This window comes from Corallococcus caeni (assembly GCF_036245865.1).
GTDB classification, from domain to species: Bacteria; Myxococcota; Myxococcia; order Myxococcales; family Myxococcaceae; genus Corallococcus; species Corallococcus caeni.
The window spans coordinates 1-17,430 of the sequence record NZ_BTTW01000009.1 but is presented as its reverse complement, the minus strand read 5'-3'; the positions used below and the strand labels follow the sequence as shown (position 1 = coordinate 17,430).

At 69.6% G+C, this 17,430-nt stretch carries 19 protein-coding genes; 9 read left to right on the top strand and 10 right to left on the bottom strand.

Features of this window, described 5'->3' with window-relative positions:
- Positions 1-16: 16 nt before the first annotated feature.
- From AABA78_RS31240 to AABA78_RS31230, 3 genes are all read right to left on the bottom strand, one after another.
- A complete protein-coding gene (locus tag AABA78_RS31240; RefSeq protein WP_338268775.1) occupies positions 17-988 on the bottom strand; it encodes a peptidylprolyl isomerase in 972 nt (323 codons plus the stop codon).
- Positions 989-1,053: 65 nt separating this feature from the next.
- Positions 1,054-2,061 (bottom strand): peptidylprolyl isomerase, encoded by a 1,008-nt coding sequence (locus AABA78_RS31235; RefSeq protein WP_338268774.1) that lies wholly within the window; start codon positions 2,059-2,061, stop codon positions 1,054-1,056.
- 179 nt (positions 2,062-2,240) lie between these two features.
- A complete protein-coding gene (locus tag AABA78_RS31230) occupies positions 2,241-3,260 on the bottom strand; it encodes an alpha/beta hydrolase (RefSeq protein ID WP_338268772.1) in 1,020 nt (339 codons plus the stop codon).
- Between the two features lie 151 nt (positions 3,261-3,411).
- On the opposite strand from AABA78_RS31230, the gene AABA78_RS31225 reads away from it, so the two are divergent.
- From AABA78_RS31225 to AABA78_RS31215, 3 genes are all read left to right on the top strand, one after another.
- On the top strand, positions 3,412-3,723 hold the full coding sequence (locus AABA78_RS31225; RefSeq protein WP_370469494.1) for a CBS domain-containing protein: 312 nt from the start codon (positions 3,412-3,414) through the stop codon (positions 3,721-3,723).
- A gap of 69 nt (positions 3,724-3,792) precedes the next feature.
- Entirely contained in the window at positions 3,793-4,032 is a 240-nt protein-coding gene (locus tag AABA78_RS31220) for a GIY-YIG nuclease family protein (protein ID WP_043322549.1), read from the top strand.
- Positions 4,033-4,219: 187 nt separating this feature from the next.
- The gene (locus AABA78_RS31215) at positions 4,220-4,621 is read left to right on the top strand and encodes a hypothetical protein (protein WP_338268771.1); all 402 of its coding nucleotides are present in this window, start codon (positions 4,220-4,222) and stop codon (positions 4,619-4,621) included.
- 11 nt (positions 4,622-4,632) lie between these two features.
- Here AABA78_RS31215 and AABA78_RS31210 read toward each other — a convergent pair whose 3' ends face one another.
- Entirely contained in the window at positions 4,633-4,938 is a 306-nt protein-coding gene (locus AABA78_RS31210) for a hypothetical protein (protein ID WP_338268769.1), read from the bottom strand.
- A gap of 92 nt (positions 4,939-5,030) precedes the next feature.
- On the opposite strand from AABA78_RS31210, the gene AABA78_RS31205 reads away from it, so the two are divergent.
- Positions 5,031-5,312: a hypothetical protein gene (locus AABA78_RS31205; protein ID WP_171422065.1), complete on the top strand. Its 282-nt coding sequence runs from the start codon at positions 5,031-5,033 to the stop codon at positions 5,310-5,312.
- A 12-nt stretch (positions 5,313-5,324) separates the two neighbouring features.
- A complete protein-coding gene (locus AABA78_RS31200; RefSeq protein WP_338268766.1) occupies positions 5,325-5,807 on the top strand; it encodes a hypothetical protein in 483 nt (160 codons plus the stop codon).
- 17 nt (positions 5,808-5,824) lie between these two features.
- On the opposite strand, the gene AABA78_RS31195 is transcribed toward AABA78_RS31200, so the two are convergent.
- Positions 5,825-6,517, bottom strand: coding sequence for a radical SAM protein (locus tag AABA78_RS31195; protein WP_338268764.1), 693 nt, complete (start codon positions 6,515-6,517; stop codon positions 5,825-5,827).
- Positions 6,518-6,676: 159 nt separating this feature from the next.
- Positions 6,677-7,513, bottom strand: a complete 837-nt coding sequence (nudC, locus tag AABA78_RS31190) for an NAD(+) diphosphatase (RefSeq protein WP_338268762.1) — start codon at positions 7,511-7,513, stop codon at positions 6,677-6,679.
- A gap of 91 nt (positions 7,514-7,604) precedes the next feature.
- On the opposite strand from nudC, the gene AABA78_RS31185 reads away from it, so the two are divergent.
- Positions 7,605-7,829 carry a hypothetical protein gene (locus tag AABA78_RS31185; RefSeq protein WP_171420719.1) on the top strand — a complete coding sequence of 75 codons (225 nt, stop codon included), beginning with the start codon at positions 7,605-7,607 and terminating at the stop codon, positions 7,827-7,829.
- Between the two features lie 13 nt (positions 7,830-7,842).
- Here the strand turns inward: AABA78_RS31185 and AABA78_RS31180 are convergent, their stop codons facing one another.
- The gene (locus tag AABA78_RS31180; protein WP_338268759.1) at positions 7,843-8,298 is read right to left on the bottom strand and encodes an FKBP-type peptidyl-prolyl cis-trans isomerase; all 456 of its coding nucleotides are present in this window, start codon (positions 8,296-8,298) and stop codon (positions 7,843-7,845) included.
- A 129-nt stretch (positions 8,299-8,427) separates the two neighbouring features.
- On the opposite strand from AABA78_RS31180, the gene AABA78_RS31175 reads away from it, so the two are divergent.
- A complete protein-coding gene (locus AABA78_RS31175; protein WP_338268758.1) occupies positions 8,428-9,639 on the top strand; it encodes an MFS transporter in 1,212 nt (403 codons plus the stop codon).
- An 11-nt stretch (positions 9,640-9,650) separates the two neighbouring features.
- Here the strand turns inward: AABA78_RS31175 and AABA78_RS31170 are convergent, their stop codons facing one another.
- The 3 genes from AABA78_RS31170 to AABA78_RS31160 all read right to left on the bottom strand — a co-directional run bounded on the left by AABA78_RS31170 (position 9,651) and on the right by AABA78_RS31160 (position 13,499).
- Positions 9,651-10,088, bottom strand: coding sequence for a GNAT family N-acetyltransferase (locus AABA78_RS31170; RefSeq protein ID WP_338268755.1), 438 nt, complete (start codon positions 10,086-10,088; stop codon positions 9,651-9,653).
- A 14-nt stretch (positions 10,089-10,102) separates the two neighbouring features.
- Positions 10,103-12,970 (bottom strand): TonB-dependent receptor domain-containing protein, encoded by a 2,868-nt coding sequence (locus AABA78_RS31165; protein WP_338268753.1) that lies wholly within the window; start codon positions 12,968-12,970, stop codon positions 10,103-10,105.
- Positions 12,971-13,055: 85 nt separating this feature from the next.
- Positions 13,056-13,499, bottom strand: a complete 444-nt coding sequence (locus AABA78_RS31160; protein WP_171420714.1) for an HIT family protein — start codon at positions 13,497-13,499, stop codon at positions 13,056-13,058.
- A 141-nt stretch (positions 13,500-13,640) separates the two neighbouring features.
- On the opposite strand from AABA78_RS31160, the gene AABA78_RS31155 reads away from it, so the two are divergent.
- Together AABA78_RS31155 and AABA78_RS31150 are read left to right on the top strand one after the other, a co-directional pair.
- Positions 13,641-15,281 carry a carboxypeptidase-like regulatory domain-containing protein gene (locus AABA78_RS31155; protein WP_338268751.1) on the top strand — a complete coding sequence of 547 codons (1,641 nt, stop codon included), beginning with the start codon at positions 13,641-13,643 and terminating at the stop codon, positions 15,279-15,281.
- Between the two features lie 151 nt (positions 15,282-15,432).
- Positions 15,433-17,307: an Ig-like domain-containing protein gene (locus tag AABA78_RS31150; protein ID WP_338268749.1), complete on the top strand. Its 1,875-nt coding sequence runs from the start codon at positions 15,433-15,435 to the stop codon at positions 17,305-17,307.
- The last annotated feature ends 123 nt before the right edge of the window (positions 17,308-17,430 follow it).

Sequence of the window (17,430 nt, the reverse complement as noted above, 5' to 3'; positions counted from 1 at the left end):
GCCACCGGGGACGGGCTCACATCTTCACTTCGACGTTGGCCTTGGAGCGCAGCTCCTGGACGTACTGGTCCAGGAACTTCTCCGTCTTCTCGTTGAGGAGCTTGGACTCCAGCTTCGGCTTCATCTCCTCGTAGGAGGCCACGGACACGTTGCGGCGCTCCTCCACCTTCAGGATGTGCCAGCCGAAGTTGGTGCGGATGGGCTCGCTGACCTCACCCTCCTTGAGGTTGAAGGCGGCCTTCTCGAAGGCAGGCACCATCACGCCGCGCTTGAAGTAGCCCAGGTCGCCGCCGTCCGCCGCGCTGGGGCCCTCGCTGCGCGCTCGCGCCAGGGACGCGAAGTCCATGCCCGGCCGGCGGGCCTCCTGCGCGATGCCCTCCGCCTTCTGCTTCGCGGCGGCCACCTGCTCCGGCGTGGCCTTGGCGTCCACCTGCACGAGGATGTGGCGGGCGTGCACCTCCACGTCCTCGCTCTCCAGGCGCGTGTACTGCGTGTACGCGGCCTTCAGGTCCTCCTCGGTGACCTTCACCTTGGGGCCCACCTTCATGCGCAGCAGCTTGTCGCGCACCACGCGCTTGCGCAGCATGTCCTTGTAGCTGGCGAGCGTGAACCCCTCGTTCTTGAGCAGCTGCTCGAACTGGGTGATGTCGCTGACGTTGTTCTGCTTGAGCACGTCCTGCACCAGCTCATCCACCTCCGCCTCGGTGGTGGTGATGCCCAGCTGCGCGACCTCGCTCTCCATCAGCTTCTCGCCGATGAGCGTGTCCAGCGCGGTCTTCATCAGCTGCGCGCGGGCCTCGGCGCGCTTGTGCGGGTCGATCTCGGAGTTCACGCGCTGGAGCTCCGGCGCGGCGCGCTGCTGCACCTCCGACAGCGGGATGACGTCGCGGTTCACCACCGCCGCCACCTTGTCCACCAGCTCCGCGCGGGCGGACGAGCCACCCGTGAGGAGCATCACCGCCGCCAGGAACGCCACCAGGTTCTTCATCGCAACGACCCTCTTGAACACCATGACACCGGGCAGGCCAACCCACCGGCCCCCGGAAAAGTCCTTCACTTCGCCGCCTGCGGCGCCGGCCGCCCGCGGATGGTCTGCAGCGTGGCCTCATTCACCACCACCTGGGCCTTGTCGCGCAGCTCCTTCTCGAACGCCTCCTGCGCCGCCGCCCGCTTGGCCTCCAGCAGGCGCCCCTCCACCTTCGAGCGCACCTCCGCCAGCTCCCGCTTCCTCGGAGCCCTGCGCTCCAGCACCTTGAACAGGTGGTAGCCGTACTCCGTGGACACCACGTCCGAAACCTGCCCGACCCCCAGCTTGAATACCACCTCGTCGAAGGCCGGCGGCATCTGTCCCCGGGGGAAGAAGCCCAGGTCGCCCCCCACCTTGCCATCCGCGCTGAGCGAATAGCGCCGCGCGAGGTCGGAGAACTTCTTGCCCGCCTTGAGCTGCACCTGGAGCTTGCGCGCCTCGTCCAGGCCCTTCACCACCATCTGCGCCGCGTGGACCTCCTCCGGCTCCTGGAAGTCCGCCTCGTGCGCCGCGTAGTACGCGCGCAGCTCCTCCTCCGTCACCGCCACGCGCGAATAGACGTGGTTGGTGAAGAGCTTCTCGATGGTGAGCCGGCTCGCTTCCCGCGCGCGCAGCTCCGCCATGGACAGCTGCCCCTGGGCGAGCACCTCATTGAAGTTGCCCGCGGGGTAGTCACCCGACAGCCGCAGCACGCCCCGGTCCACCTCTTCGGGCGTCACGGCGATGTTGTTCTGCTTCGCGGCCTGGAGCAGCAGCATCCGCTTCACCAGCGTGTCCACGAGCGCCCGCTTGAAGGGCTCCACTTCCTCGGGCGTGGGCTCCGGGCCCTCCGTGGTGGCCAGCTCCCGCGCCAGCTCCTGTTCGAAGTCCGTCCGGCTGAGCGACTCGCCGTTCACGGTGGCCACCACCGTGGGGTCCGGTCCCTCCTGGGTTTGCGGCCGGCAGCCCGTCAGCCCCAGCACTCCCAGGGCGAGCCCCAGGGTGACGACGGCGGACCACGACGGGAGGGAGGCGCGGAAGGAAGCGGGACGCATGCGCGGGGGCCTCGGGGGAGGGGACAGGGGACCTTCCACGGTGGTGCCGGGCCGCCGGGCTTTCAAGCGGGACGTCACGGCCGGGATGGGAAGCGAACGGATGGGCCCATGGGAGCGGCCTTCCGGGTAGCACGCCGGGCGGGCCCGGACAACCGGCGCTCCGGGCAGGGGCACCCCGCCTAGAGCGGGGTGGCGTTGGAGGCCAGGAAGGCCTCCACCTGGGGGAAGATTTCATCCGGCGCCTTGCGGCCCAGGATGAGGTCCGCGTGGCCGTAGTCCGCCGCGAAGCCGTGGCCGCGCCCGGCGACCAGCATCTTCACCGGGCCCCCCAGGTGCTCCTTCGCCCGGGCCACCGCCAGCGGCGGCGCGAGCAGGTCCCGGCTGCCGGCGATGAGCAGGAAGGGAATCCTCACCCCGGCCAGCGGCTCGCGGTAGTCGAAGCTCCCGTCGAACGTCGTGAACTGGCTGGTGGTGATCCACCGGGCGAACTGCCGCCCCACGCCCCCGGCCACGTCCGCGGGCACGTTGGCCAGCGCCCAGCGCACCACCTGCGGATCCATGTTGTCCGCCAGCATCATGTACCGGGTGAGCGGCCCCGGCGGCGCCCCGAAGAAGGCGATGCTGGTGACACGGCGGGTAGGGATGACCTTGAGCTTGAGCAAGGGCTCCATCCGCTGCACGAACGCTCGCAAGCCCGGCTGCACCGCGAAGGTGAAGGGGGCGCCCAGGGACACCGCCGCCTTCACCGGCGCCTGGGGGTTGCGGGCCAGGTGGGCGTAGAGCATCAGCCCGCCCTTGGAGTGGCCCACCCAGAGCACTTGCTGGGCACCCGTGGACATCACGGTGCGCAAAGCCGTTCTCACATCGTGTTCAGCCTGATCATCAAAATTCCAGTCCGCGCAGGCCCCCGCGAGCCCCCGGCCGCGCAATTCGATGACCCAGGTCTCGAACCCCGCCCGCGCCAGGTAGCGCGCCAGGCTGTACTGCTCGTTGAAGTCCATGTGGAAGCGGTTGGCTCCCAGCCCGTGGCACAGCAGGACGGGCTCCGCGAACCGGCGCTCTCCCCGAGGGTGGTAGCGCCCCAGCGCGATGGCCGCTCCGTCGTCCGTGGGCACCCGGTACAGCTCGTCCGGCTTGAAGCTGAGGGTCAGCAACCCCTCCTTGCTCCGCTCGACCGCCTTGGTGAAGAGGTCCGCCATCCGGCTCAACCGGGGTGCTGGTGCCTGTCGTGATGTCACATCTTCAGTCTACGCCCGACGCCGGGCCGATGCCGGAGTGTCGCGGCCGGACTTTCCTGGGACGGCAGGACAGTTGCAGGGGATGTGAGTCCATCTCGGGGAGGTCGTGGAAATGGGGCAGGGCCGGGGGTTCAGGGAAGCGTTGTCGTCCTTCATCGCCACAGTTTTTCCCACAGACACACTGTTGGGGGCCTTGAAGGTGATGGAGCAGTACCACGTGCAGGTGGTGGGGGTGGTGGGGGCAGGGGGCAGCCTGGTGGGCGTGGTGCATGAGACGCAGGTGCTGGCGGGGTGGCGGACGGATCCGCTGGCGCAGGTGTCGGACGTCATGGCGCGCGTCCGGAAGACGCACGCGGTGAGGGCGCAGACGCGGCGGCTGGCGCGCATGCAGGGCAGGCGTGGGGGCGGGCAGAAGCCCTCCTGACGTTCGCCGTCCTGGCGGTAGAGTGGGGGCGCCGTGTCGGAAGCCCCCACCGCCGCCTGGACCGTGTACATGCTGCGCTGCCGCGATGGCACGCTGTACACGGGCGCCACCAACAACCTGGAGCGCCGTCTGGCCACGCATGGCCGGGGCAAGGGGGCCGCGTACACGCGCGCCCGGCTGCCGGTGACGCTGGTCTGGAGCGAGCCCGCCCAGGACCGGAGCGCCGCCCTGCGCCGGGAGGCCGCCATCAAGCGGCTCACGCGCGCGGACAAGCTGCGGCTCTTCGCGCGGCGTCCGGGAAGGCGTTGACGCTCGTCCCCCCGGCTTGTTGGCGGGACGGATTTTCCCAACGGGGCGGGATGCGCGCCGCGCGACAGTTGGCGCGCGGCCCGCGACGCGTTCATCAGCTGGTGATGAAACAGCCGGGGCCCCCGGGTGGGTATACGGAGCGCGGGGGCCGAATTAGGGTGTGGACGTTCCTAGCAGGGGGAAGTCCATGTCGCGTTCTCGCTCGTTCTTGTTCGTCTTGCTCGCGTTGGGTCTGGGGAGCGTCGGGTGCTACTCGCCCAACCACCAGCCCGTCATCATCGCCGGACCGCGCCCGCTGGGCTCGCCGTCCACGCCGGGCGGGCTCAAGTTCGAGGAGGGCACGGTCCTCCAGCTCCAGCTGGAGGTGACGGACCAGGACGAGGACGAGATCTTCTTCCGCTGGACGCAGGTGCCCGCGAACCCGGCGGGCGCGTTCAGCAACGCCAGCGTCGCCACGCCCACCTGGACCGTGCCGTCACCGCCGGAGGACCCCAACCAGGCCTTCCACCTCTACGTGGAGGTGGAGGATGGCAACGGCGGCGTGCTGCTGGGCCAGTCGCCCGCCATCTACGTCCTGCCGAAGCAGTAGCGGCGCCCGCCTCAGGCGGCGGTGGCCGCGGGAGGCGGAGTGCCCGGACGCTGCTTGGAGCGGCTCCGGGCGCGCACGGCGGCGAGGATGGCGGCCACCAGGCCCACGCCCGCGCCGATGGCCGCGCCCATGAGCTGCGAGTGCATCAGCGACGCCGTCACGCTGCGCACGACCTCCGGCAGGTTGCACATGGTCTGCGTGGCGAGCGGCGTGCTGTTGTTCCACTCGATGTAGGAGGGGGCCGCCAGCGACGCGATGAAGGTGCCCAGCAGGGTGCCGGCCAGGATGAAGATGAGGAACGTCTTGAACAGGGCCATGGCGGGGACCTCCTCGGCGGGTGGGCGGCGGGCCGTCCTTAGTATGCGCACGCCCGCCGCGAAAGGGGCGAAGGCGTGCTAAGGGGGCAGGTGTGCCGCTCCTGCCACTCGCCATCCTGTTCGGGGTCGTCTCGCTCGTGTGCGCGGTCCTGCTGCTGACGCACGCCTTCCGCCGCAGCGTGGGCACCGGGGTGATGGTGCTGCTCATCCCCTGCTACATGCTCGTCTACGCGTTCAGCCAGTTCGAACACCCGCGCAAGAACCTCATCGTCGCGGGCTTCGTGGCCAGCACGGTGCTGACGGCGGTGTTCCTGGGCATGGGCGTCCACGGCATTGCGGCGCTGGCGGCCCGCACGCCGCCTCCGGGCTTCTAGGCGGCAAGCCGCATGGCCGGATCCGCCGCGAGCCTCGCGGGTGCACGCTGTGGCCAGCATCCGGCCGTGGCCGCGGTGGCCCTCTGCACGCGCTGCGGCGGCTTCCTGTGCGGCGCGTGCACGGAGGTACTGGAGGAGCTGGCGTACTGCGCGCCGTGCGCGGAGCGGCGCCGGCGGGACCTGCGGCCGTCGCACACCGTGCGGCTGGCGCTGTTCGCCAACGCCCTGGGAGGCCTGTTCCTCGGCGCGCATGTGGTGCGGCTCGCGGGGGCAGCCCACGGGCGGCAGGGCGGAGGCCTGGGGATGCTGCTGGAGCTGGCGTGCACGCTGGCGGTGGCGGTGGCGGGCACCGTCATCTCCACGCGCAAGCTGCGGCGCCGTCACGAGGTGGGCGACCGGGGCCTGGCCCTCCTGCTGCGCGTCCTGTCGGCGCTGAACCTGCTGGGCCTGCTGCTATGGGGCGCGCTCGCCGCCGTCTCGCTGTCCTGGCGGTGAGGACCGGGCAGCGCGCGTCACACGCCGCGCGCGTTGGGGTCCCAGAGGTACTTGTGCATCTGGAGCTGGAAGCGCACCGGCAGCCGGTCCTCGATGATCCACTCCGCCAGTTCGCGCGGGTGGAGCCTGTCGAAGATGGTGGAGAACAGGACGCTGTAGGGCTTCTGGCCCAGCTGGTGTTCGCGCACGAGCGCGCGCGCCCACTCGTAGTCCTCGCGTGAGCCGATGACGATTTTCAGCTCGTCGTTGGCGTTCATGGACGTGAGGTTGCGGTAGTCGTTGCGGTCGCACTCGCCGGACGACGGCGTCTTCATGTCCACGATTTTATGGACGGCCGGGGGCACGAGCCGCACGTCGATGGCGCCGCTCGTCTCCAGCAGCACCTTGAGGCCCGCGTCCAGCAGCGACTCCATCAGCGGATACACGCCGGGCTGGAGCAGGGGCTCCCCGCCCGTCACCTCCACCGCGGGCGTGTTCATGGCCAGCACCTGGGCGACGACGTCCGCGTTCTTCATGCGGTTGCCGCCGTGGAAGGCGAACTCGCTGTCGCAGTACGAGCAGCGCAGGTGGCAGCCCGTGAGGCGGATGAAGCCGCAGAGCAGTCCGGCGTGGGACGACTCGCCCTGGAGTGAGAGATACATTTCCTTCACCACGACGGAGTCGGCGGTGGGGACGCGGCGGGGCTCGATGTGCGGGCGTGCGGCGGGCATGGCGTGCGTGCGGAGGGGCGCATCAAGCGCACCCTGGGGGTGGGGGTCAAGCCCGGTGCGCCCATCCGGGTGAAACACGTCCGGGGACGCGGGGAATTCCGGAGCGGGCGCCTGGCTCCCGGCCCGGAAGGACCGGGCCAGGGAACTCGGAGGGGGAGCTCAGGGCTGGGGCCGGCGGGCCTTCACCTGGTCGATGAAGGTGTCGATGAGGTGGCGCGCGATGCTCAGGCGGGGCGGGATGCGGGGCAGGTCTTCCACGCCGAACCAGCGCGCCTCGGCGATCTCCTTGCCGTCCACGGTGACGTCGCCGCCCGCGTACTCGGCCATGAAGCCCACCATCAGCGAGCGACCGAAGGGCCACGGCTGGCTGCCGAAGTAGGTGACGTTCCTCAGGTCCACGCCCACCTCCTCCTTCACCTCGCGCAGGACGGTCTCCTCCAGCGACTCGCCGGGGTCCACGAAGCCCGCCACGGTGCTGAAGAACGGCTCCGGGAAGGACGCGTTGCGCGCGAGCAGCATCTCGTCCCCGCGGGTGATGAGGACGATGACCGCCGGCGAGATGCGCGGGTAGAACGGCGTGTGGTCCACCGGGCAGCGGCGCGCGCGCTCACCGGGGACCCGCTGCGTGGCCGTGCCGCACTTGCCGCAGAAGCGGTGGTTCAGGTCCCACTCCGCGATGGAGAGCGCGCGGCCCGCCACGGCGAACGTCGCCTCGTCCACCTGCTTGTAGAGCGAGCGGGCGGGGACGAACTTCAGCCCCTCCGGAGGCGTGAAGTCGCCGGGCACGGGCGCGGCGTAGCAGTCCGTGTCGTCGAGCACGCCCAGGAAGTGGGCGCTGGCCGCGGCGTCCGGCAGGGCCTGGCACCGGGGCAGGTCGAGGCGGCCGTCGTGCTCGGACACGAGCAGGTCCATGCCGCGCACGGCGAACAGGAGCGCGGTGTCGCGCGAGCGGGCGGGCGGTTCATACCCGGGCTGGAAGCGGTTCGGGGGGCTCACGGGGCCACCTTAACGGACGGCGCGCCGGGGCGCCGCGCGCTATGCTCTGGCCGCCCGCGAACGGGCACTGCCCGCCTGGGAGCCTTCGAACGTGAACGCCCTCGTCCTGCGCATCGTGTGCGGCCTGCTCTTCCTCGGGATGGTGCTGGGCGTGGTGACCCATCCCCCGAAGGACCTCACGCAGGGGCTGGGCATGATGCTGCCCGCGACGATGCTGCTGGGCGTGGCGCTGAAGGGCCCGAAGGGGCGCTCCGCGATTCCGAAGAAGCGCACGCCCCCGGCGCCGCCGGTGTCCGGAGGGACGCCCGGCGTCTGAAGCCGTGGGCGTCTCAGTAGATGCGCATCAGCTCCACGTCGAAGACGAGCACGGAGTCCGCCGGGATGACCGGGGGAGCGCCGCGCGAGCCGTAGCCCATGTCCGAGGGGATGACGAGCTTGCGCGTGCCTCCCACGCGCATGCCGACGAGTCCCTCGTCCCAACCCTCGATGACCTGGCCCGCGCCCACCGCGAAGCTGAAGGGCTGACCGCCGCGGCTGCTGTCGAACTTGGAGCCATCCGGCAGCCAGCCGGTGTAGTGCACCAGCACGCGGCTTCCGTTGACGGCCTCCGCTCCGGTGCCCACGACCAGGTCCTGCGTGTAGAGCCCGGACTCGCTCTTGTTCATGGAGGACAGGTTCACGCCCAGGGCGTCGGCGTACGTCACCTGGGCCGGGTCACCCGAGGAGGAGTCGCCACCACAGCCGGCCAGGGCCAGCACCGCGCACAGCAGAAGGGAACGAAGCATGGCCCGCAGCCTGCCGCGCGCGGGGGCCGTGGGGAAGGGGGGCGTGGCCCGCCCGCCCGGCCGGCGGCTGCGCGCGCACGTCCTGCTTGAAGCGCGTCCACGCGAGGCTTATCCGTTGCGCCGCCCGCCATGCAGACGCCTTCCGACCCCGCGCCCTCCGCTTCGCTCCGTCCCTCGCTCGTCTGGCTGATGGCGGTGGCCGGCGCCGTCACCGTCGCGAACCTCTATTACAACCAGCCCCTGCTGGGAGACATCGGCCGGGCGCTGGGCGCGGACGGGAGCGCGCTGGGGCTGGTGCCCACGCTGACGCAGGTGGGCTACGCGGTGGGCATGCTGTTCCTGGTGCCGCTGGGAGACAGCCTGGAGCGGCGCGAGGTCATCCTCGTGCTGTGCGGCTGCGTTGGCGTGGCGCTGGTGGCGGCGGGGCTCGCGCCCACGCTGCACGTGATGGTGGCGGCGAGCTTCGCCATCGGCGTCACCACGGTGGTGCCGCAGTTGCTCATCCCGTTCGCGGCGCAGCTCGCGGCCCCTTCGGAGCGCGGGCGCGTGGTGGGCACGGTGATGAGCGGGCTGCTCATCGGCATCCTGCTGTCGCGCACGGCGGCGGGCTTCGTGGGCACGCACCTGGGCTGGCGCACCATGTTCTTCGTGGCAGCGGGCTTGATGGTCGTGATGGGCGTCGTGCTGCGCTTCACGCTGCCCGCGCAGCCGCCCGTGGCCGCCATGCCCTATCCCCAGTTGATGCGGTCGCTCATCCACCTGGCCCGCACGGAGCCGGTGCTGCGGCTGCACGCGCTCCTGGGCGGGCTGACCTTCGGCGCGTTCAGCGCCTTCTGGGCCACGCTGGCGCTGTACCTGCGCTCCATGCCCGGACACTACGACGCGCAGGTGGCGGGCCTCTTCGGCGTGGTGGGCGTGGCGGGCGCGGTCATCGCGCCGCTGGTGGGGCGCTCCGCGGACAGGGGCGCCGGCCGGCGCATCAACGCGCTGGCCATCGCCGTGCTGCTGGCGTCCTTCGTCGTGCTCTGGCTCCTGGGGCACTCGCTGTGGGGCATCGCGCTGGGCGTGGTGCTGCTGGACCTGGGCGCGCAGGCGAATCAGATCGCCAACCAGGCGCGCGTGTATTCGCTGCGGCCGGACGCCCGGAGTCGGCTCAACACCCTCTACATGGTGACCTACTTCGTGGGCGGCGCCGCGGGCGCGTGGGCGGGCATGGCGGCGTGGACGCGCGCGGGCTGGCCGGGCGTGTGCGCGGTGGGCGCGGGCATGTCGCTCACGGCGCTGGTGGCGGTGCTCTGGGGGAGCCGCCGGCTGCCGGCGGTCCAGGTCCCCGCGACCTGAGGCTCAGAGGCTCAGAGGTCGCGCTGCATGTTCCGGTGGGGGATGCCCACCTCTTCGTAGGGCTCGCCGTACACCGCGTAGCCCAGGCGCTCGTAGAAGGGGACGACGGGGGCGCGCGCGTGCAGGTGCACGTGGCGGAAGCCGCGCCCGCGCAGCGCGTCCTCCAGCGCGCGCACCAGCTTCGCGCCCAGGCCCCTTCCCTGGAGCGACGGCGACACGGCCATCTGGAAGAGCCGGCCGCCGTGCGCGTCCTCCGGGTGGAACAGCACGCAGCCCAGCACGGCGCCGTCCGCGTGGGCCACCAGGTGGAGGCTGTCGTCCTCGAAGGGGAACTTCACGGAGGCGCGGGTGTGGCCCAGGGGCTCGCGCAGCACGCGGAAGCGCAGCTCCAGCTCGCCCTCGTAGAGCGGGTGTCCGGGCTGGATGAAGTCGAGGACGGGTTCAACCATGGCGCGCGAGTCTCTCAGAAGCTGCCGGTGAGCTGGAGGTTGAAGGTGCGGCCGTACTGGGGCACGGGGCCGGCGGACACGTCGTCGCTCACGACGAAGGCGTAGCGCGTGTCGAGCAGGTTGTTCACGCCCGCGAAGTAGCGCAGCCGGCCGTAGTCGCCGGACACGCCGAAGCCCACGAGCAGCGCCTCCCCGCTGTCCGCGCCCGCGATGCCGGGCACCCGCGCGCTCTGGTACGTGGCCTGCGTGGCGATGCGCATGTCGCCGTTGCCCACGGGCAGGAGGAAGCGCCCGGAGGCCAGGTGCGTGGGCGCGGCCTCCACCACGTCCTGCGAGGCGTTGCGCAGCGTCACGTAGGAATAGCTCAGGTCCACCAGCAGCCAGCGGCCCGGCTGCCAGTGCAGCCCGGCCTCCGCGCCCCACGCGAGCGTCTCGCCGGAGTTGTTCGCGTACACCAGGCACTGCGTGGGCGCGCTCGCGGTGCCGCAGGCGGGCGTGGCCGCAGACTCGGTGCTGAGCGTGATGAGCCGGGAGATGCGGTTGTGGTAGCCGGCGACCGTCACGCGCAGCTCGTGCGTCAGGTCGTGTGAGTGCTCCACCTCGAAGGTGGTGATGGTCTCCGGCTCCAGTTGCTTCGCGGGGCGCTGGGTGAGGAGGTTGTCCTCGTAGAAGAGCTCGTAGACATTGGGGGCGCGGAACGCGCGGCCGATGACCAGCTTGGTGAGGCCCTGCTCATACGGCCGGCCGATGACCGCGAGCCGGGGCGTGAGCGGCAGCGAGTCCAGGTCCGAGTACCTGTCAACGCGGAAGCCCAGGGACAGGCTCAGGCGCGGGTGCAGGCGCCACTCGTCCAGCGCGTACACGGACACGAGCGAGCGCGTCTGCGTGCCCAGCGACGCGGCCACCGCGGGGCCCACGCTCTTCTGGTCCACGCGCAGCTGGTACTGGCCCTCCACGCCCACGGTGAGGCGGTTGTCGTCGGACAGCCCGGCCAGCAGGCGCGCCTCGGCGGTGAGCCAGTCCGCCGCGCCGGAGTCGGTGTTCGTCGCCGCGCTGTCGCCGCCGTCGTAGTTCCAGTGGCCCTGGTAGCGGCTCAGGTCCAGGGCGCCGCGCAGGGACAGGATGAAGCGCTCGGACAGGGGGCGCTCGTACTTCGCCTCGGCGAAGCCGCGCACGTCCTGCACGCGCGTGCCCTGCGCGCCCACCACCGTGCCGTAGGGCGCGGTGGGCACGTCCTTGCTGCGCCCGTGCAGCTGGGCCACCAGCGACAGGTTGCCCAGGCGCGCGCGCACCGAACCGGTGCCGGCCTTCTCGCCGTCCAGGCCGGTGACGATGGGGCCCGGGTCGCCCAGGCGGGTGGTGTCCGCGCCGTGGGACTTCATGCCCGCGAGGCTGAAGAGGACGGAGCGCTCCGGGTCCTCCCACGACGTGGTGGCGTGCACGAGCGTGGAGCCCAGCGCGCCCACGGCGCCGGTGATTTCCATCCGCCGGTCCAGGCCCAGCGACTCGCGCGGCACCACGTTGATGACGCCGAAGAACGCGCCCGTGCCGTACAGCGCGCTGCCGGGGCCGCGCACCACCTCGATGCGCTCCACCTCCTCCAGGTCCACGCTGAGGTCGTGCGCCGCGTAGCCCTGGCCGGCCCACACGTCGTTCATCGCGTGGCCGTCCCAGAGGATGAGGATGCGCGTGTTGAGGTCGCCCGGCGGTGAGAAGCCGCGCACGCCCAGGTACGTGTACGTCCGGTCGTCGGTGAGGAAGAAGCCGCGCACGCCCGCCAGGGCCTCCGCCAGGGTGCGCCACCCGAACGCGCGCAGCTCCTCCGGCGTGAGCACGGTGGTGGAGGCGGGGGCCTCGTCCACGGCCAGCAGGCGCTTGGACGCGGCGCGCACCGGGGGCGGCTCGTAGCGCAGGGTCGCGTGGACCTTCACCTCCTGGTCCGGGATGACGGTGACCTTCTGGCGCACCGGGCGCACGTCGCGGCTCTCCACCTCCAGCACGTGCTCGCCCTCCGGGAGGGTGACGACGGTGGGGGTGAAGCCCGCGGGCCGGCCGTCCACGCGCACGGTGGCGCCGTCGTGGTTGGCGGTGACGACGACACGCCCGGTGGGCGCCGTCTGGGCGTTCAGCGTGACGGCGAGCGGCAGCGTGCCTTCGGAGGGCACGTCGATGACGTACTGGCCGGGCGCGTGGCCCGCGGCGCGCACGTGCAGCACGCGCTGGCCCGGGGACAGGCGCAGCTTCGCGGGGACGCGGCCCAGGACGGGGCCGGTGGGGTTGTCGCGAATCTCGGCGCCCTCGGGCGTGCCGGTGACGTCCACCACGCCGGTGATGAGGGCCAGGTCCAGGTCCACCGGCACCTCCCGGCCCCGGCTGAGGGTGACGGTGGTCTCGGTGGGGCGGTAGCCGGACTTCTGCACCAGGACCTTGTGCCGGCCCGGCGACAGCGCGAGCGTCTGCGGCGAGCGGCCCCGGCTGCCCAGGTCCGCGCGGTCGACGAAGACGTCCGCGCCCCGGGGGTTGGTGGTGACGCGCACCAGGGCGACCTTGGGGCGCAGCCGCTCCAGGGAGCGGGAGACCTCGGAGGCGTCCTCGGCCGGCAGGTCCTCGCCGAGCAGGTCGTTGTAGTAGCGGTACGCCTCGTTGAACTTGCCCAGGGCCTCGAAGCAGCGCGCGATGTTGAAGAGGACGTTGCGGTTGGGCACCAGCCGGTAGCTGGTGAAGTACGAGCGCAGCGCCTCGGTGTAGTTGCCGTGCGAGTACGCGTCGTTGCCCAGCTCGAAGGCGATGTCCGCCTCGTCCGCGTTGTTGTCCGCGAGCGCGGGACCGGCGGTGAGGAGCCAGAGGGACAGCAGCCAGGGGCCGAGGGGGAACGCACGCATGAGGACGGCCTGCATTCTTCCCCCGATACGGTGTCAGGTCCATGACAGTGGCCCATCCAGGCGCCCTGTGCACGCCCGGCATGGGTCAGCGGGCGAGCGCCGCCGCCAGCCGCCGGGCCGCGGCCTCCAGCGTTTCCACCGGAAGGTGCTCCGCCGGAGCCGCGTCGAAAGCGCCCCGACCCCGGAGGTGGGATGGCGTGTCCGCGAAGCGGGGCACGAGGTGCAGGTGGAAGTGGCGGAGCACGTCGCCAATGGCGAAGGCGTAGACGTGCTCCGCGCCCAGCACCTCGCGCTGGGCGCGCATCACCCGGGCGGCGAACGGGCCCAGCTCCCGCGACGCCCCCTCGTCCAGGTCATACCAGCCGCGCACATGCTGAGCGCTCGTGAGCACCACCCAGCCCGGGAGCGGACTGGGTGACGCCACCCCGTGGAGGACGAGTCCGGGCGCCCGGGCGAGCACGCCACCCGGTGGGTGGAACTCCCCGTGAACGATGGCGCAGCCCAGGCAGGGGTCGTTGACGTCTGACATGGCGAGTCATCCTATTCCAGTGGGCTTGGGTATATTTTACCCCACCTTGACGGCGTGGGCCCGGGTCAGGGAGTGTCCGATTTCCGCCCTTTGGGAGCAGCTGGGGCGTGAAAATTCCGTCATAAATTCAAGGTGGGGACGATGAAGAAGCATGTGCTGATGGCCGTGTTGCCGCTGATGGTTTGGGGGTGCGGTGACGCCACGGACGCGGACAACGATGGTGTCGCGGACGGCATTCGTGATCCGAACAACGTGTCGGTGGTGGTGCCTTCCACGCCGAAGGGCACGGTGTCGGGCCAGGTGCTGAGCACGACGCTGCAGCCGCTCGCGGACGTCACGGTCGCGATGACGATTGGCAGCCAGCCGACGGGCAAGTCGGCGACGACGGACCCGAGCGGCAACTTCGTGATGACGGACGTGCCGGCGGGCGCGCAGGTGCTGCTGACGTTCAGCAAGAGCGGCTACTCGACGCTGCGCGCGACGTCCACGGTGCCGTCGTCCGCGGGCACGGTGCCCATCAACAACGGCAACGCGAGCTTCGGTCCGGTGACGCTGACGCAGCTGAACGGCTCGCTGACGGTCAACGTGGTGACGCCGCAGGGCCGTCCGGCGGTGGGCGCGAAGGGCGTGCTGGAAGTGGACCGCGCGGGCTCGGTCATCCTGAGCAACTACGACCAGGCCAACTCCGTGGTGAGCAAGGTCTACGTGGAGGCCACGGCGGACTCCAACGGTGTCCTGACCTTCAGCGGCATCCCCTCCGGCGTGGAGCTGGCGCGGCTGAACGGCACCTACAACCTGTGGATCGCCCCGATGGACTCCAACGGCGACGGGGTGGTGGACACGGGCGGCTACGTGAAGAGCTACTCGGGCGGCGCCATCGTGGGGACGCAGACCACCACGCTCGCGCAGCTGTCCTACTCGAAGCCGTCGAACGTGTCACTCACCATCGAGGGGGGCAACGTGTCCAGCCTCAAGGGCGCCGTGGAGACGGATCCGCTCCGGAACATGGTGCGCCCGGGCGAGCCCATCTACGTGTACTTCAACCAGCCGGTGCAGCCGGGCTCGCTGCTCGTGCGCCTGACGGACGAGTACGCGAAGGAGTCGCTGCCGGTGACGGCCTCGGTGAACGTCGGTGGCTACTCGGCGACCATCACCCCTGCCAACGGCATCGTGCAGGAGGGCAAGGAGTACAACATCTTCGTGCGCGCCGTGTCCGCCGAGGGTGGCAGCAACTTCAGCCAGACGGGCTTCTTCTTCGGCGGCGACCAGGCTGCTCCGAAGTCGGTGTCCATCACGGACGTCCGCTACCAGGAGAACTCCACGGTTGCGCCGGCTTCCACCCAGCTCAATGCCGGTGAGACCGTCTATGTGAGCTTCTCCGCGCCCATCAAGGCCCTGATTGGCACGACGGCCCAGATCTTCTTCAACGACGACATCGATGGCGACGGGAAGGTCGGTAACGCCCAGGGTGAGGTCGGAAATGCGCAGGGGTTCTTCCTCAACTCGGCCGAACCCACTGCCCCTTATGTGACCGGCACTCCCGCCGAGAAGCCGGTCTTCGGCATCCTGTCCTCGGGCTACAGCACCCGCTATTCCTTCACCTACGCTGGGGCGACTTCGTTCAACTCGGTCCAGATCAGCAAGCTGACCCTCCGGGTCGCGTTCAGCAAGCTGCCGGAGCAGGGATACGGCGATGCTTATGAGACCATCTGGGGCCAGGCCACCATTGCGGACCTGGATGCTTCCGGCATGGTCATGCAGAAGAATCCTGCCGCACCGTAGACGCATGATGTGGAAGTGCTGAGTCATCAGATGCCCCTGTGAAGCCCTGGCTTCGCAGGGGCATTTTCGTTTCAGGGCGACTCCTCATGGATGGACGCGGGGTCTCGTGAGTGGGACGTCGTGTCCCGGTGTAAAGACGGCTCTGGGCTTCATGGACCGATGCCTGCACCGTGATGACAGCGGCTGGAGCTTCGTGGATTCGTTCTTGCTTCAGATGGGATTCATGCTCTCAGGTCGGTTCTACCTTGCGGTGTTCATGCTGTTCCTTCCGTGTGCCTGCATCCAGATTCCAGAGCTGGAGCCCGGTGCTGCACCGGATTCTGGAAGCCCTGATGAACGCCCCGTGCTTCTCAACTGGATGTCGCCAGCAGCGGACAGCATCACCAACGGCACCCTGCGGATTCAGGTGGAGGTTGTTGGGCCCGCACCTGACCGTGTGGAGTTGCTAGTGGATGGGGCTGCTGTCGAGGCGCTTGAATCTCCATACGCACTGACTTGGGAAACCTGGAACTTCGCTGAAGGGGCTCATGTCCTGGTCGTGCGCGCTCTGCGAAATGATCAGGTCTTTCTAAGCGCTGAGCGCAATGTCGTGGTGGATCGGACGCAGCCGCGCCAGATTGCCCAGACCCCCGCTAACGGCGCCTCCGAAGTCCCAGTACAGACGCCCATTCAAGTGACCTTCTCCGAGTCATTGAATCCCGCCACCGTGAGTGGGCAGTCGGTCCAACTGATGACGGATACCGGAACCCTGGAGGCGGAGGTTCTGCTTTCAGCAGATGGACGGTCGCTGAGCTTGATCCCTACTTCTCCACTGCCGGTCAATGAGCGGGTCCGCGTGGTGATGGCAAACACGGTCGTTGATCTTGCTGGAAACAGGCTTGAGGCACTGTTTCAGGACTGGGCGTGGTTCGTGCCTGCCTATCTCCAATGGGGAGAGCCGCAGTTCGCAGGGAGGCTTGAGGAGAGTTTCATTGGAGATACGTCACTCCGGGTGGGAATGGATGCCCTGCCCATCGTGGCCTGGGCGCAGAACGGTACGATTCATGTGAAACGCTGGAATGGTGAGGGGTGGGAGTATCTGGGCGGTCCCCTGAACGGAGGCTCGAACAACTCCGTCTGGGGCAATGCACTGCAAATCAATTCTGACGGGCACCCGATGGTGGCTTGGTTGGAATACGCGACAGGCCTCGGCCAGACCCAAGTCCATGTCCGCAGATGGAATGGAACTGCATGGGCCCCCATGGGCCCAGTCATGACGACCAGCCTTGCTCAGAGCGCCATCCCATGGATGGGGTTTACTTCCAGAGCCCAGGAGCTCCCGGTCGTGGCGTGGCACGAAGAGAGTTCTTCACAGGCACAGGTTGTCTTCCGCCAATGGAATGGAAGCAATTGGGTGGCCATGGCCGCGCCACTGCCAATGAAGAGAGGCGCGAACATCAACTACTTGGGGTTCGACCTGGATGCCTCGGAGAGACCCATCGTCACTTTCAGGCAATCCGAAACAGGCACTGGCGACATGGGGCGAGTGATGCGGTGGGATGGGACTTCCTGGACGGAGATTTCCACAGGGCTTGGCCTGCTGCCGGTAACCCGTTGCATGGGACGCGATGGGTACTTGCTTGTGGGAGGAACTGGCTTGATCAATGGAGCCTGGACGGGGCTCGTCAGGAAATGGAATGGGGGCGCCTGGGTGACGGTCGGCGAACCATTGACGGATATTGCCGGCGGGACGTCCCGGCAAGTGGACGCCATTGCACTGGACTCCCACGGGTCGCTGGTCGTGCTCGCGAGCGAAGCGCCCTCCGCGACCGAGACGGGCAGTCGGATTGGCCAGACGCGGCGCTGGACGGGAGCCCGATGGGAGTCACTGGGCGGTGTCTTGAGACCGAGCCCGGGCAGACTGCTGTGGGGGCTGCCTGACTTCGCCCTCGCGGGGGACCACGAGCCCATCGTGTCGTGGACGGAGAAGGTCCAGTCGGCCGATACGTTCATTTGGGCGATCCACGTCCACCACCTCAACCACTAACCCCCTTCAGGGAAGTTGGGTAAGGGACCGGCGGTTGCTCCATGGAGGGGGCGCTTCCATGGCGTGGCAGCCGAGGCGTTGGACGACCCAGCAACTGGAGGAGCGGCGGCTTGCGGCCGGACG

Excerpts from the sequence above, each read along its gene's own strand:
- AABA78_RS31240 (WP_338268775.1), bottom strand. The coding sequence starts at position 988 with ATGAAGAACCTGGTGGCGTTCCTGGCGGCGGTGATGCTCCTCACGGGT.
- AABA78_RS31235 (WP_338268774.1), bottom strand. The coding sequence starts at position 2,061 with ATGCGTCCCGCTTCCTTCCGCGCCTCCCTCCCGTCGTGGTCCGCCGTC.
- AABA78_RS31230 (WP_338268772.1), bottom strand. The coding sequence starts at position 3,260 with ATGGCGGACCTCTTCACCAAGGCGGTCGAGCGGAGCAAGGAGGGGTTG.
- AABA78_RS31225 (WP_370469494.1), top strand. The coding sequence starts at position 3,412 with ATGGGGCAGGGCCGGGGGTTCAGGGAAGCGTTGTCGTCCTTCATCGCC.
- AABA78_RS31220 (WP_043322549.1), top strand. The coding sequence starts at position 3,793 with ATGCTGCGCTGCCGCGATGGCACGCTGTACACGGGCGCCACCAACAAC.
- AABA78_RS31215 (WP_338268771.1), top strand. The coding sequence starts at position 4,220 with ATGTCGCGTTCTCGCTCGTTCTTGTTCGTCTTGCTCGCGTTGGGTCTG.
- AABA78_RS31210 (WP_338268769.1), bottom strand. The coding sequence starts at position 4,938 with ATGGCCCTGTTCAAGACGTTCCTCATCTTCATCCTGGCCGGCACCCTG.
- AABA78_RS31200 (WP_338268766.1), top strand. The coding sequence starts at position 5,325 with ATGGCCGGATCCGCCGCGAGCCTCGCGGGTGCACGCTGTGGCCAGCAT.
- AABA78_RS31195 (WP_338268764.1), bottom strand. The coding sequence starts at position 6,517 with ATGCCCGCCGCACGCCCGCACATCGAGCCCCGCCGCGTCCCCACCGCC.
- AABA78_RS31180 (WP_338268759.1), bottom strand. The coding sequence starts at position 8,298 with ATGCTTCGTTCCCTTCTGCTGTGCGCGGTGCTGGCCCTGGCCGGCTGT.
- AABA78_RS31175 (WP_338268758.1), top strand. The coding sequence starts at position 8,428 with ATGCAGACGCCTTCCGACCCCGCGCCCTCCGCTTCGCTCCGTCCCTCG.
- AABA78_RS31170 (WP_338268755.1), bottom strand. The coding sequence starts at position 10,088 with ATGGTTGAACCCGTCCTCGACTTCATCCAGCCCGGACACCCGCTCTAC.
- AABA78_RS31165 (WP_338268753.1), bottom strand. The coding sequence starts at position 12,970 with ATGCGTGCGTTCCCCCTCGGCCCCTGGCTGCTGTCCCTCTGGCTCCTC.
- AABA78_RS31160 (WP_171420714.1), bottom strand. The coding sequence starts at position 13,499 with ATGTCAGACGTCAACGACCCCTGCCTGGGCTGCGCCATCGTTCACGGG.
- AABA78_RS31155 (WP_338268751.1), top strand. The coding sequence starts at position 13,641 with ATGAAGAAGCATGTGCTGATGGCCGTGTTGCCGCTGATGGTTTGGGGG.
- AABA78_RS31150 (WP_338268749.1), top strand. The coding sequence starts at position 15,433 with ATGGACCGATGCCTGCACCGTGATGACAGCGGCTGGAGCTTCGTGGAT.